This is a genomic window from Tahibacter aquaticus (assembly GCF_004363655.1).
In the GTDB taxonomy this organism is placed as follows: Bacteria; Pseudomonadota; Gammaproteobacteria; order Xanthomonadales; family Rhodanobacteraceae; genus Tahibacter; species Tahibacter aquaticus.
On record NZ_SNZH01000002.1, the window covers coordinates 452,277 to 466,230 of the forward strand.

Genomic DNA, 13,954 nt, shown 5'->3' on the forward strand with positions numbered 1-13,954 from the left:
TGATCAGGTTTGGTGGGGTGTCGTGACACGCGGCCTTTCGGTTGTCGATCCAACCCAGTGGGCATCGAACTGCAAAGGCGTGCGCGACTACCATGATCCTCCGACGCACTACATCGACATACATTACCGCTGCAATGCCTGCGGTCAGCAGGCGGTATTTTCCGCGACCGAGCAGAAGCATACCTATGAGGTAAGAAAGCAGCATATCAACCGGCGGCGAACGCTATGCCCCGCCTGCAATGGCGAACATTACCGCTTGCGCTTGCGCGACCGGGAAATGCAGCGCCGCTGGTTGGCTGAGCGAGCCACGCTCAGGCATGACCGGGTATTTGTGGAGGAATGGCTTCTTGTGCTGGTTGCGGCGGCCAGATACCGCAGAGGTGTCAATCTCGGCATGATCAAGCGGCTCAGGAAACTGCTGTAGTCCGGCCTGTCCAAGCTGGCTGCATCGAAATTGTTGTCGTGCCGGAGGTGTCGTCGATTTCTGACTGACGTGGTTTCTGCAGCGGTGATCGAGGCGATGCAATCCATCGGCAATCGCTGCTTTGCCGCGTTACTTTATTGCGGCAAGATCTACGAATGAGGCGGCTCCTGACTTACTCGGGCCAACTCGCCGCGAATACAGGAATGATCGTGAAGATACTGCTCGCCATCGTATTGCTGGCCCTATCCACCGCATTGTGTGCGCAGGCACCGACAACGGTGGACACGAACCAGGTCGAGATAGCGCCGTACCGGCACAAGACCTTGCCGCCAGCCCTGCTGACCCGCATCCGTGCGCTGACGGACACTTTCGAGTCCGTCGACGGCATTTCCTACGAGCAGGCCATCGACCTGTATCGTCGCGACGTCAATCCCGAGGATGGGCTTGTCCTGTACGAGGAAATGGCACGCGCCTACCGGCAATTCTGCGCGGCGCGCTGTGCGGCGAAGAACGAGAAGGTCGAGGTGTATCAGCTGCTGCTGTTGCGCACGATGTTTCCGTCCGAGCAGGCCGTGGCCAGGATGACCTTGCACGTGCTCAGCGCGGCGGAAGCGCGCAGCGTTGTCGGGCTTTATTCCTTGCCGGCGAAACCGATACCGGTATACAAGACCGAATAGGCGTTTGCGCCTTGGCGTGCGCTCCGCGGCAGAACGCATCGGACCCATCCGCTTCACTCCGGCAAGCCCCATTCGCGCCATGGACAGACAGGAACACGCACAGCAAAACGTCCATGCCGGTGTGGTGAATCGCGGCGATCTGTTCTGGATTGCTGCGGACGAATCTCGCGGTTCCATTCCCGGTCATCCGCATCCGCATCTGGTCGTGCAAGACGATGTGTTCAACCACTCGCGCATCAGCACCGTGGTGGTCTGCGCCCTGAGCACGAACATGAATCGCGCCAGCGAGCCGGGCAATGTGTTGCTCGATCCCGGCGAAGGTGGCTTGAGCCGGCAAAGTGTTGTCGTGGTGTCGCAGGTGTCGTCGCTGTACAAGACACGACTGGGCGAGCGCATCGGCGCGTTGTCCGACGCACGCGTCGAGCAGGTACTGGCCGGCCTGCGCTTTCTGCAATCGGCCTTCTTCCATCCACGCAACCGAACACCTGGTGGGCAAGCATGAAAAGCGCACTTCTGATCATCGATATCCAGCGCGCCCTGTGCAGCGGCGAATGGGCTGCCTTCGATATCGACCGCGTCATCCAACGCATCAACGGCGTCAGCGCCAAGGCGAGAGCCGCTGGCCTGCCGGTGGTGCTGATCCAGCACGAAGAGAGCGAAGGACCGCTGCAGTTCGACAGCGAAGGCTGGCAGCTTGCCGACGGCCTCGTCACCCATGCCGACGACCTGCGCGTGCGCAAGACGGCGACGGATTCCTTCCACGCAACCGAACTGCATGCGCTATTGCAGCAGCGCGGTATCGAGCATCTGATCGTCTGCGGCCTGCAGAGCGAGTTCTGTGTCGACTCCAGCGTGCGCGGCGCGCTCGCCCTGGGTTACGCGGTCAGCCTCGTCACCGACGCGCATTCCACCGTCGACAACGGCGTGCTCACCGCCGCGCAGATCTCGGCGCATCACACCGTCACACTGGCCAATGTCAGCAGCTACGCGCAGCGGGTAACGCCAGTGCTGGCCCATGAGCTGAATGTCGAAGACTGACGCTGACCGGCCCGCCGTTCATCACCCCTGGGAGTGTACTTGTGCACGCATATGTATCCATCCTGCAGACCTATATGCGCGCCCTGGGCGAGAGTGACTACGCCACCGTGAAAAGCCTGTTCGCCACTGGCGGCAAGGTGCGGTCGCCATTCCTCGGCGAAATGCCGGCCGGTCCTTTCTTTGACCGGCTTGCGGACGCGTCCACGCGCAATGTCATTACCCCAATCGACATCTTCCTCAGCACCACAGACCAGCAGCACGCGACGGCGTATTTCCAGTACGACTGGACCGTGCGCGACGGCAGCGTGATCACGTTCAAGGTGATGGATCTTTTCTCGTTCGAACCGGGTACCCCTCTGGTGAGCTATCTCGACCTTATCTACGACACGCATCCGATCCGGGTATCGGCAGGGAACAAGTACGAACAGTGACTTCCCTTTGCGGGTTGTACGGAAAAGAAGCGGGCAGGCGGCGTCGAGGACAGCCACGCTGCGAAGCGTCTATCTTCGCCAGGATTTGCCGCTAAGCCGCCGCCGCCACCCGCGGCCACGGATCAGCGGGTGCGCTGCGCCGCGTGCTTACGTCCTGCCCGGCCTGGCACCCTGAGCCGGTTGCTCGACCTCGCTTTCGGGCAAAAAGCCCGAAGCGCGACGCTTTTTTCGCGGCGCTCCGCGCTGCGACCGCGGAATGCCGCGCTTTGACGGTCGCACTTCGCCCGTGTTGCGCGGAACACGACGCTTTGACGGCGGCGCTCCACCCTTTTCACGCGGAATGCCGCGATTTGACCGCGGCGTTTCGCGCTTTGGGCGCGGAAGACGGCGCGTTGGTCGTGGCATTGCGCCCTTTCAGCGCGGAACGCCGAGCTGCGAGCGCGGCATTCCGCGCCTGAAGGGTGGCGTGTCGTGGTTTTGCTGCCGCGTGTGAAACGCGGCGCGCTGCGCGGGAAATCCGTCGTGTGCCGGGTCATCCGGTGCGCGTTTGGTCAGTGCCCTTCCACCCCGATCTGCCTGGGTAGCGCGCCGATGAGCGCAGCAAACTGCGCCGCCGACGCGCTGCAGCACTCACTTTGGCGAAGTGGCAAAACCAGCGCATTGCTATCTGCAACCCCGACACAGCATCGCGCATCGAAGCCACGCCCGCGGCGGACCGATGCCGCACCACCTGCCCAGGAGTCGCCATGCAGTCCCCCGCACACAGGTCTTCACCCATTGCCCGCTGGTTGCGCTTGACCGCTTCGCTTTCACTGCTGCTGGTGCCGTCACTGGCCGCCGCGACCTTCTCCATCGTCGCCTGCGACAAGGCCGGCAACTGCGGTGTTGCCGTGGCGACCAACAACCTGGCGGTCGGCGCCAGCGTGCCGTATGCACAAGCGCGCGTCGGCGCACTGGTCAGCCAGTTCGAGACGAATCCGAATTACGGCCCCAAGGGACTGGCCTTGCTGTCGGCCGGCAAATCGCCGGAAGCGGCCATCAAGGCCCTGCTCGACGGCGACGGCCATTTCGACGGCACAGGCATCGAAGAACGCCAGGTCGCCATCGTCGATGCCAAGGGCCATTCCTTCGCCTATACCGGTACCGATGCGCTGGCATCGGCCTGGGCCGGCGCGCACCACGACGAAGGCTACTCCGTGCAGGGTAACGGCCTTGCCGGCGAAGCGGTGCTGGCGGCGATGCGCCGTGCGTATCAATCGACATCCGGCAGCTTGGCCGAGCGGCTGATGGCCGGCCTCGAAGCGGGCCAGGATGCCGGCGGCCAGAGCAGCGGAAAACGCTCGGCCGCCTTGCTCGTCCGCACGGTCGACGGTGGCTGGCAAGATATCGACTTGCGTATCGATGCGGCTGCCGAACCGATTCCCGATCTGCGCCGATTGCTCGATCAGCACTACGCGCATCAAGCCATCATCCGTGCCGAACGCCAGGCCGGCAAAGGCAATCGCGACGAAGCGCGCCTGTCCATCGCCGAGGCATTGCGCCGCAGCCATGGTTGGGATCGCATCTGGCGCCGCGCGGCGCGCCTGGCCATGAGCATGGACGACAGCGGCCGCGCGTTGGACTACCTCGGTGTATTTCTGTCGCTCAACCCCGCGTGGGCGCGCCGCGAAATGCAGGACGAGATCTATGCGCCGTTGCGGAGCAATGCGCAGTTCAAAGCGTGGAGCAATTGAGTCGCCTGTAATGCGTCGACCGGCGACGGTCATGACGTGACATGGCAGACTCTGCGCATATGTTCCCTTTGTCGCCGGGGCCGCGTATGTCAGACCTGTCGCCGACCGATCTCAAGAGCATTCTGCATTCGAAGCGGGCAAACCTCTACTACCTCGAACATTGCCGCGTCCTCGTCAACGGCGGCCGCGTCGAATACGTCACCGACGAGGGCAAGCGTTCGCTTTACTGGAATATTCCCATTGCCAATACGACGACCCTGCTGCTGGGCACGGGCACCTCGGTCACCCAGGCCGCCATGCGCGAGCTGGCCAAGGCCGGCGTGCTGGTCGGGTTCTGCGGTGGCGGCGGTACGCCCTTGTTCAGTGCCAACGAGGTCGATTTCGATATCGCGTGGTTTTGTCCACAAAGTGAATACCGGCCCACGCAGTATCTGCAGGCGTGGGTACGCTTCTGGTTCGACGAACCGTCTCGCTTGGCGGCAGCCAGGGCATTGCAGCAGGCCCGCCTGCAGCGCATCGAAAAGCACTGGACTACCAGCCGCGAGCTGAAACAGGGCGGTTTCGTTATTGCCGCCGACAGCCTGAACGAACTGCTGCAGCGAAGTCGCGAGGGGATAGAAAGCGCCGCGGACAATGCGTCTTTGCTGACCGACGAAGCGCGCCTGAGCAAAGCCCTGTTCAAACTATGCGCCCAGGCAACGCGCTACGGCGAGTTCACGCGTGCCAAGCGCGGCAGCGGTGCCGATCCGGCCAATCGCTTTCTCGACCACGGCAACTACCTGGCCTACGGCCTCGCCGCGAGCGCGTGCTGGGTATTGGGCCTGCCGCATGGCCTGGCGGTACTGCATGGCAAAACGCGGCGCGGCGGCCTGGTATTCGATGCCGCCGACCTGGTCAAAGACGCCATTATCCTGCCGCAGGCTTTTCTTTCGGCTGTGCGCGGCGATGACGAGCAGGCCTTCCGCCAGGCGTGCATCGAAGCGCTGACACGTACCGAGTCGCTTGATTTCATGATCGAAACGCTACAGCAGATCGCCTTGTCGACGGCCGCGAAAATTTCGCCATGAACATTCTTCTGGTGTCGCAGTGCGACAAGCGTGCGCTGGTCGAAAGCCGCCGCATCCTCGACCAGTTTGCCGAGCGCCGCGGCGAGCGTACCTGGCAGACGCCGATTACCCAGGTGGGCCTGGATACCTTGCGCCGCCTGCTGCGCAAGACGGCGCGCAAGAACACGGCTGTCGCTTGTCACTGGATACGCGGCCTCGACCACAGCGAATTGCTCTGGATCGTCGGCGACGCGAGCCGTTTCAATGCACAGGGCGCCGTACCCACCGATACGACGACGCGCAACGTGCTGAAGAGCGACAGCGAGAACGACTGGCATACCGGCGAGGACATTCGCCTGATCGCATCGCTGGCAGCACTGCTGCATGACCTGGGCAAGGCAAGTCAGGCATTTCAGGACCGCCTGTTCGCCAAGGGCGTAGTCGGGCGCAACGACTACCGCCACGAATGGGTCTCGCTTCGTCTGTTCCAGGCGTTCGTCGGCGATAGCACCGATGCCGAGTGGTTGCAGCGGCTGGTCGAACCCAGCGCCGCCGACGATGCAAGCTGGATCGGCCGCTTGCAGCGTGACGGCATCGATGCTGTCGATACCAGGCCGTTTTCGACCATGCCCTCGCTGGCACAGGCCGTTGGTTGGCTGGTGCTTACACATCATCGATTGCCGATGAAGCCGGACAGGGAAAAGCCGCTTTCCGCCCGGCGCTGGGGCGAAAAACTCAAGGCGTTCGGCGATGCCGACAACCTGCTGCTGCAGATCGAAGCGGGCTGGAACGAAACACCGGGCAGCAGCGAAAGAAAGAAGATCGAACCCTACTGGGCCTGTGGCCCATTGCCTACGTTGACGCCGCTCTGGCGCAAGCGTGCGGCGCGCATTGCCCGGCGTCTGCTGGAGCGGCAATCGACGCGGCACAGCCAGGGCTGGCTCGACAACGTTTATGTCATGCACCTGGCTCGCTTGAGCCTGATGCTGGCCGATCACCACTATTCCAGCCTGCGCGAGCCATCCGTGCGCGTGAAGGGAGAGAAAGACTATCCGCTCTACGCCAACACGGATCGCCAAAGCGGCCAGCCTTGCCAGCGCCTCGACGAACATCTCCTGGGCGTGGAAAAGCACGCCGGCATCATCGCCAGCGCGCTACCAGAGCTGGCCCGTGCGCTGCCGCGCCTTGCCCGGCACAAAGGCCTGCGCCGGCGTAGCGACAACGACGCTTTTCGCTGGCAGGACCGGGCCTCGGATACAGCAGCTGCTTTGCGCGAACGCGCTGCGCGGCAAGGCGCGTTCATCGTCAACATGGCGTCGACGGGTTGCGGCAAGACCTTGGCCAACTTGCGCATCATGAATGCGCTGGCCGATCCGCAGCACGGCGTGCGCTGTTCCATCGCGCTCGGGTTACGCACGTTGACGCTGCAGACTGGCCAAGCATTGTCGAAACGCCTGGGCCTGTCCGATGACGAAATCGCCGTGCGCGTCGGCGGCGCGGCAAATCGCAAGCTACAGCGCTTCTATGCGCGAAGTGCCGAGGCCAGCGGCTCGGCTTCTGTGCAAGGCTTGCTCGACGAAGACAGCCGCGTGCTCTACGAAGGCAATATCGATCATCCCGTGCTGGCGCGCACCGTGCACGATGCGCGCGCGCGCGCCTTGCTGGCGGCGCCCGTCCTGGTCTGCACGGTCGATCATCTAGTGCCGGCGACCGAGAGCTGCCGTGGCGGCCATCAGATCATGCCGATGTTGCGGCTGATGAGCAGCGATCTGATCCTAGACGAACTGGACGACTACGACGTCGACGATCTGCCCGCGCTGACGCGGCTGGTCTACTGGGCCGGCATGCTCGGCGCACGTCTGTTGCTGTCGTCGGCGACGTTACCGCCCGCGCTGGTGCAGGGCATGTTTCTCGCCTACCAAGCCGGGCGTCGTTGTTTTCAGGCCAATCGCGGCGAAAGGCCGGGCGAGGCTGCGCCGGTCTGCTGCGCCTGGTTCGACGAATTTAACCAGCAGACGCAGGACTGCGCGGACGAACACGCCTTCCAGCAACAGCACCAGGGTTTCGCACAGCGGCGGCAGCAACGGTTGGCCGACGATAGTGTCCGGCGCCGCGCGCGACTGGTCGAACTGCGCCCGGTGGCGACGAAGCGCGAAGAGATACGTCGCGAATTCGCTGCCTGCGTGCGGCGCGAAGCATTGGCGTTACATGGCCAGCATTGCAGCACCGATCCGCGTAGCGGCAAGCGCGTGAGTTTCGGCGTGGTGCGAATGGCGAATATCGAGCCGCTGATCGACGTGGCGCGCGAGCTGTATCGGCTCGGTTCCCCGGCCGACTACCAGATTCACCTGTGTGTCTATCACGCGCGCTTTCCACTGCTATTGCGCTCGGCGATAGAGCGGCGGCTGGACGCGGCCCTGGACCGGCACGCGGAAAACGCTGTGTTCGAGCTGGCCGCTATTCGACAGGCGATCGACGCGCACGCGGCTTCGCATCACCTATTCATCGTGCTGGGCAGTCCGGTGATCGAGGTGGGACGCGACCACTGCTATGACTGGGCCGTAGCCGAGCCGTCGTCGCTGCGTTCGCTGATCCAGTTGGCGGGCCGCGTACGCCGGCATCGCTCCGGTGCCTGTGTCAGTCCGAACATTGCCCTGCTCAGCACCAATCTGAAGCACCTGGAAAACCCTAGCGCCATCGCATTCTGCCGGCCTGGCTTCGAGCAGGACGACGAGCGATTCAAGCTGCATTCGCACCAGCTCGGCGATCTGCTGGGCGAACTGCTGGACCCGGACGGGCAAAGCATCATCGATGCACGGCCACGCATCGCCGAGCCGGAGCCGTTGCTGGCGCAACACCGTCTCAGCGATCTGGAGCACGCGCGCCTGCGTCACACGATGCTACCGCCGGCCGTCGTGAAGCCGTCGCGCCGGGAGATGGCCGCCGGCTATGCGCAGCTGCCGCGCGAACTCAATGCCAGCAGCATCTGGGACAGGCCCGGTATGCACCTGACCGGTGCGCTGCCGCAGCAGCAGCCGTTTCGCCTGAGTGCACCCGATATCGAGCTGGTGCTGATGCCCAACGACGAGGGCGACGACTACGCGATCTACGAAATCCGCGACGGTGGCCAGGTGATCGGCGGGCGCCGTGGCGAGGCGGTGTATGTGCTGTGCGAGAGGAACCTCGTTCCCGAGGCAGAGGTTGTCGGCGAGGGCATCTGCGCGTGGGGCAGGGATGACTATCTGGAACTACTGACCGAAGTTGCCGCGGCCTGGGACATGCCACTGAGCGAATGCGCGCTGCAGCTGGGCCAGGTGAGTGTACGGCCGAGCGAGCGGGGGTGGTGGTTTCATCCGGTGTTGGGGGTTTTCAGGCGCCGGTGAATTGGCGCCTGGAGACCCTACTGCCTGTGCGGCAGTTTAAGTTGATCGTGCCGAAGTAGTTTTCTGAGCTGCCTATCCGGCAGTGAGCATGAAACTGGCTTGGCAGCAGATCGAGAGCGCGAACCGATTGTTAGAAACACACGTTCCGGGGCGCGCCAGGGCATTGTAGCGGATAAGTGCCGACGTAGTGGAAAGTGCCGACGTAGTGGATTTGACAAGCACCTGTGACAGCCTATACTCGGCGCACCCTCGGGTGGGCAAACACCCGAGGGTATTTCGCAAACATCAACGCTTCGCGGCGTGAGCCCAACTGCAGGGTTTCGTTGCATACAGGAGGCTGTGTGATTAGCTATCGCACGCTCAGGAGAGCATTTCGATGAACTAGGCGAACAGCCGGAATCCCCGGAGTACAGACTCCGGGGAATTCTACGTTTTCAGCAAGCTGACGACTAGGAATTCCCATGATCGATCAACCCGACAGTACTCGACGTGCTGCGTTTCGTGCCGCCATCGAACGGTTCCTGCAAGAACGCCGCGACGCCAAGCTCGAAAAACTGCCCGAAGACGCTCAAAACCGCGAAGCACTGCTGGCCCAGTTCCAGGCGGCCAGCTGGATCGAAGACGCCGCACGGCGTGTCAGCCAGATCCAGGCCGTAACCCACTCCCTCAAAGCCATCCACCCGGATGCACGCGGCACCAACCTCTACTGTCCGCCGGCGCTATTGCCCGGTCATGCCGAATTGGGCAGTCATGTACTCGGTGGCGATTTCGCCGGCGACGTTGTCGGCAATGCTGCCGCGCTGGATGTATACAAATTCCTGCGTCTGCAGGCCAACGGCATGACCTTGCTCGATGCGCTGCTGGCCGACGATCCCGATCTGCTGGCCGCTTTCAGCAGCGATCCCGACCAGGCCGGCGCCTGGTGCAAGGCCTTCGCCAATCTGGTGCAGCCACGTGGTGAACTGGCCTCGCATACCCATGCCAAGCAGGTCTACTGGCTGGTCGACGAGATGCCAACCGAAGACAGCGCCTACCATTTGCTGGCGCCGCTCTACGCATCGTCGCTCACCCAGCGTGTGCATACGACCATCAACGACGATCGCTTCAGCGATGCGGCAAAAGCCGCCCGCGAAGCGCGGCGGGAAAAACGCGATCATCCGGCTGGCTTTGCGGAATATCCCCATCTGGCCGTGCAGAAGCTCGGTGGTACCAAGCCGCAGAACATCAGCCAGCTCAATAGCGAGCGTGGCGGCGCGAACTACCTGCTGGCTTCATTGCCGCCGCAGTGGAAATCGAAAGTTCGTCCGCCGTTGAATATCGATTCGGTATTCAGCCGGTTCGGTGCGCGCGACCTCGTGCACACATTGGTGGCGGAACTGCGCGAGTTTCTCGAAGGCGATCCCACCAGCATCAAGCCGACGCGGGATTTTCGCGAAGACCTGTTCGACCGCCTCGTCGATGAACTGGCCTGGTTCGCCAGCGAACTCCACGATGCGCTGAGCCCAGGCTGGAGTACTGCACCTGCCTGTCAGCTGCCCATGGCCGAACAACTCTGGCTCGACCCCGGCCGCGCTACCCACGACGACGAGTTCCATCGCCACTGGCAACGGCTGGACTGGCCCGAGGAAATCGGCCGCAGCTTCGGCTACTGGCTCAACAGCGAGCTGAAGGGCCGCCTGCCCGTTGGCCTGGTCGAGCTGCGCGAGTGGGCCAAGGAACTGCTGGGCGACGAAATCTGGATGGCGCACCTGAAGAACCTGGGCCGCCAGATGGCGCGAGACCGACGTGCCGCCAAAGGAGATGCCGCATGAGCGATACCTTGGCCGAAAGCAGGGGCCTGCTGATCCTGCCGCGCCTGCGGGTACAGAACGCCAACGCCATTTCCAGCCCATTCACTCACGGCTTTCCTGCCATCACCGCCTTTCTCGGGCTGATGTGGGCGCTGGAGCGAAAACTGGCTGGGCGCTATCCGCTGTTCTTCACCGGTGTCGGTGTGATCTGCCATCACCACGAGGAACAGGTTGCCACCGCTGGCTTCACACGCGCATTCCGGCTTACCCGCAACCCGATCGACAAGGACGGTAGCACCGCCGCCATCGTCGAGGAGGGTCGTATACATCTGGACATTACGCTGGTGTTCGGCGTCAGCGGCACGGTGCTCGAAGCGGATTGGGCTATTCGCCGCGAATGTGCCGATCAGGTAGCCGCAGAGCTTGCACAGATGCGTATCGCTGGCGGCACGGTATTGCCCGGCGCAGCGGCAGGAATTCATGCCACAAGGCCGCACCTCGAAGCTTTTCCGGACGCCGCCAACGACCGGCCGAAATGGTTCAGCAACTTGCGCCGGCGCTGGCTGCCCGGCTTTGCCCTGGTCGCGCGCGACGACCTGCTGGCCGACAGGCTGGCGCAGTTGCGTAGGAAAGATGCGACCGCGACAACGCTGGATGCATGGCTGGATCTGGTGCGTCTCAACTGCATGCCACCACCGCAGGACGAGACCGCGGCGACCGAGAAGAAAACATCTGCCGTCGAGTGGATCTACGAAAAGAAGCCTGGCTGGATAGTGCCGATTCCGGTCGGCTACGGTGCGCTGACACCGCTGCAGACTGCCGGCAGCGTGCGCAACGCGCGCGATGCGACAACACCGTTCCGTTTCGTCGAAAGCCTTTACTCCATCGGCCAGTGGATAGCGCCGCATCGGCTCGATTCCTGGCGTCAATTGCTCTGGTACGGACATAGCGACATCGAGACAGGCCGCTATCGCGCCTGCAACGACTACATCGCTGCCACGTCCACTCATCCGCACTGAATTCGAGGAGTCATGCCATGTCCGATACCGCCATCAAGACCGCATCCGTGCTCGCCTTCGAACGCAAGCTCGATCCGTCCGACGCACTGTTTCACTCGGCAAGCTGGGCCAGCCGGAACGACGAAGCCACGTGCAAGCCGATAGCTATCCGCACGAAATCCGTGCGTGGCACCATTTCCAATCGCCTGAAAACCAAAGAACAGGATCCGGCCAAACTCGACGCTATGGTTGAAAAACCCAATCTGCAGACGGTCGACGTTGCGGCACTGCCCGGCGATGCCGATACCCTGTGCGTCAGCTTTACCTTGCGCGTGCTGGCCGGCACCGGCAAGCCATCCGCCTGCAACGACGCGGCGTATCAGCAACGCCTGCTGCAGACCGTCGACGGCTATATCAAGGCCAATGGCTTTGGCGAACTGGCGCGTCGCTACGCCGGCAATCTGGCCAACGGCCGCTTTCTTTGGCGCAACCGCATCGGTGCCGAACAGGTCGAGATTCGCATCGACCATCTGGTCGATGGCAAGGCGGCAAAAAGCTGGACCTTCGCCGACGCCTTGTCGCTGTCGCTACGCAACTTCGATGCCACCGGGGACGATCTGAAGGCCATCGCCGAAATCGGCACGCTGATCGCAGAAGGTCTGAACGGCGATCGTCACGTGCTGCTGCGCATCCGGGCCTGCGTGCGCATCGGTGTCGGCCAGGAAGTATTTCCTTCGCAGGAGTTGATCCTCGACGACCGCGCCAAAGGCAACAAGAGCAAGACGCTCTATGCCGTCAACGATATTGCCGGCATCCACTCGCAGAAAATCGGCAATGCCTTGCGCACCATCGATACCTGGTATCCGGAGCAGGGCGATCTCGGACCCATCGCCGTGGAGCCCTACGGTTCCGTGACGACACTGGGCAAGGCCTATCGCAAACCCAAGAAAGACGGCGGCGCCGACTTCTATTCGCTGCTGGACAACTGGGTGCTCAAGGGCAAGGCACCAGGTGCGGGTGACCAGCACTACGTGATTGCCGTACTCGTTCGTGGCGGTGTATTCGGCGAAGGGGGTTGAGATGGACCATTATCTCGACCTGATGCTACGCCCCGATCCCGAGATTGCCGCCAACGTGCTGCTGGGTGCGTTGTACAGCAAACTTCACCGCGCACTGGCGTACTTGCAGCGCGACGATATTGGCGTGAGCTTTCCGTCTGTGGACAACGCGCGCAATGGCCTGGGCACCACCTTGCGCATTCACGGCACTACGCACGCAGTGCATGCGTTGCAGGCAACGGCATGGCTGAACACCATGCGCGATCACGTTGCCAATAGCGACCTACAGGCAGTGCCGGAATCGTGCCGCTACCGTGGCGTAAGACGCGTACAAGCCAAGAGCAATCCCGAACGCCTGCGTCGCCGCCTGATGAAGCGCCACGGCATCGATGCCGCCGCCGCCGCCGAACGAATTCCCGATACCGCGCGGGAAACCCTCGACCTGCCGTTCATCCGCCTTGCCAGCGCCAGCACGGGGCAGCCATTCCTGATCTTCATCGACCACGGTCCATTGCAGGACAAAGCCACTCACGGACGCTTCAACAGCTATGGGCTTGGCCAGGGGGCGACCATTCCCTGGTTTCGACCCTTTTTCTCGGACCGCTGATGTGATGCTGTTGAATCAATGACTTGCAGCTGCCCGGATTGTTTGGGTGGTTGTGGTTTTGTTGAGGTAAGTGATTGGAACCTGGGGAGGTTGGAGGTTTTGGCTGTTGTTCACTGCCGCGTAGGCAGCTCAGAAATCGGATCGACGGGGCGGCAGCAGGCCATGACCGTTCACTGCCGCGTAGGCAGCTCAGAAATGTTCCGATTGCGGATGTTTCGATTACGGATTGTTCACTGCCGCGTAGGCAGCTCAGAAAAGACCACGGACGACCTCAGCAACATCGTGGACGTTCACTGCCGCGTAGGCAGCTCAGAAAATTCCAAGGTCGATAACGAGTCTTTCCAGGGCGTTCACTGCCGCGTAGGCAGCTCAGAAAACCGCCGCCAACGCTGCGCGGGCGAACGCCAGGTTCACTGCCGCGTAGGCAGCTCAGAAAAATGGGACCGGTGCCGGAACGTGCCTTTGCCGGTTCACTGCCGCGTAGGCAGCTCAGAAAAGGTCGTGAACGCACCAGCGCCGGCAAGCACGGTTCACTGCCGCGTAGGCAGCTCAGAAAACGTTGCCGAGCGTCGCATGGTAGAAGTCCGTGTTCACTGCCGCGTAGGCAGCTCAGAAATACGGCCGACAATTCGGCTTGCACCGCATCGAGTTCACTGCCGCGTAGGCAGCTCAGAAATTTATCTCGATCCGGCTCGCGTGTTACTTCGGGTTCACTGCCGCGTAGGCAGCTCAGAAATGGGATGGCGGCCGGGATAGCCGCCCTTTTCAT

The 13,954-nt window shown here is 62.6% G+C and carries 12 protein-coding genes and 1 CRISPR repeat array (1 of these 13 running past the window's edge); all 12 genes read left to right on the forward strand.

Annotated elements, in window-relative coordinates; genetic code table 11:
• Positions 1-22: 22 nt before the first annotated feature.
• Positions 23-424 carry a zinc-ribbon domain containing protein gene (locus tag DFR29_RS28990; RefSeq protein WP_166653876.1) on the forward strand — a complete coding sequence of 134 codons (402 nt, stop codon included), beginning with the start codon at positions 23-25 and terminating at the stop codon, positions 422-424.
• A gap of 209 nt (positions 425-633) precedes the next feature.
• Positions 634-1,101 carry a hypothetical protein gene (locus tag DFR29_RS04770; protein ID WP_133817420.1) on the forward strand — a complete coding sequence of 156 codons (468 nt, stop codon included), beginning with the start codon at positions 634-636 and terminating at the stop codon, positions 1,099-1,101.
• Between the two features lie 79 nt (positions 1,102-1,180).
• The gene (locus tag DFR29_RS04775; RefSeq protein WP_133817421.1) at positions 1,181-1,603 is read left to right on the forward strand and encodes a type II toxin-antitoxin system PemK/MazF family toxin; all 423 of its coding nucleotides are present in this window, start codon (positions 1,181-1,183) and stop codon (positions 1,601-1,603) included.
• A complete protein-coding gene (locus DFR29_RS04780) occupies positions 1,600-2,139 on the forward strand; it encodes a cysteine hydrolase family protein (protein WP_133817422.1) in 540 nt (179 codons plus the stop codon). Before DFR29_RS04775 ends, DFR29_RS04780 begins: the two co-directional genes overlap by 4 nt.
• A gap of 41 nt (positions 2,140-2,180) precedes the next feature.
• Positions 2,181-2,570: a nuclear transport factor 2 family protein gene (locus tag DFR29_RS04785; protein ID WP_133817423.1), complete on the forward strand. Its 390-nt coding sequence runs from the start codon at positions 2,181-2,183 to the stop codon at positions 2,568-2,570.
• Positions 2,571-3,316: 746 nt separating this feature from the next.
• Positions 3,317-4,303, forward strand: coding sequence for a DUF1028 domain-containing protein (locus tag DFR29_RS04790; protein ID WP_133817424.1), 987 nt, complete (start codon positions 3,317-3,319; stop codon positions 4,301-4,303).
• A gap of 86 nt (positions 4,304-4,389) precedes the next feature.
• Positions 4,390-5,370 carry a type I-F CRISPR-associated endonuclease Cas1f gene (cas1f, locus tag DFR29_RS04795; protein ID WP_133817425.1) on the forward strand — a complete coding sequence of 327 codons (981 nt, stop codon included), beginning with the start codon at positions 4,390-4,392 and terminating at the stop codon, positions 5,368-5,370.
• Entirely contained in the window at positions 5,367-8,732 is a 3,366-nt protein-coding gene (gene cas3f / locus DFR29_RS04800; RefSeq protein WP_133817426.1) for a type I-F CRISPR-associated helicase Cas3f, read from the forward strand. The genes cas1f and cas3f overlap by 4 nt, the downstream gene beginning before the upstream one ends.
• Before the next feature lie 461 nt (positions 8,733-9,193).
• The gene (gene csy1 / locus DFR29_RS04805) at positions 9,194-10,543 is read left to right on the forward strand and encodes a type I-F CRISPR-associated protein Csy1 (RefSeq protein ID WP_133817427.1); all 1,350 of its coding nucleotides are present in this window, start codon (positions 9,194-9,196) and stop codon (positions 10,541-10,543) included.
• Positions 10,540-11,541 carry a type I-F CRISPR-associated protein Csy2 gene (csy2, locus tag DFR29_RS04810; protein WP_133817428.1) on the forward strand — a complete coding sequence of 334 codons (1,002 nt, stop codon included), beginning with the start codon at positions 10,540-10,542 and terminating at the stop codon, positions 11,539-11,541. The genes csy1 and csy2 overlap by 4 nt, the downstream gene beginning before the upstream one ends.
• A gap of 17 nt (positions 11,542-11,558) precedes the next feature.
• Entirely contained in the window at positions 11,559-12,599 is a 1,041-nt protein-coding gene (csy3, locus tag DFR29_RS04815) for a type I-F CRISPR-associated protein Csy3 (protein ID WP_133817429.1), read from the forward strand.
• A 1-nt stretch (position 12,600) separates the two neighbouring features.
• Complete coding sequence (gene cas6f / locus DFR29_RS04820; RefSeq protein WP_133817430.1) at positions 12,601-13,185, forward strand: type I-F CRISPR-associated endoribonuclease Cas6/Csy4; 585 nt, start codon at positions 12,601-12,603, stop codon at positions 13,183-13,185.
• Between the two features lie 108 nt (positions 13,186-13,293).
• Positions 13,294-13,954: direct repeats of the CRISPR family, unit length 28 nt; unit sequence GTTCACTGCCGCGTAGGCAGCTCAGAAA; it runs 4,231 nt beyond the window's last position.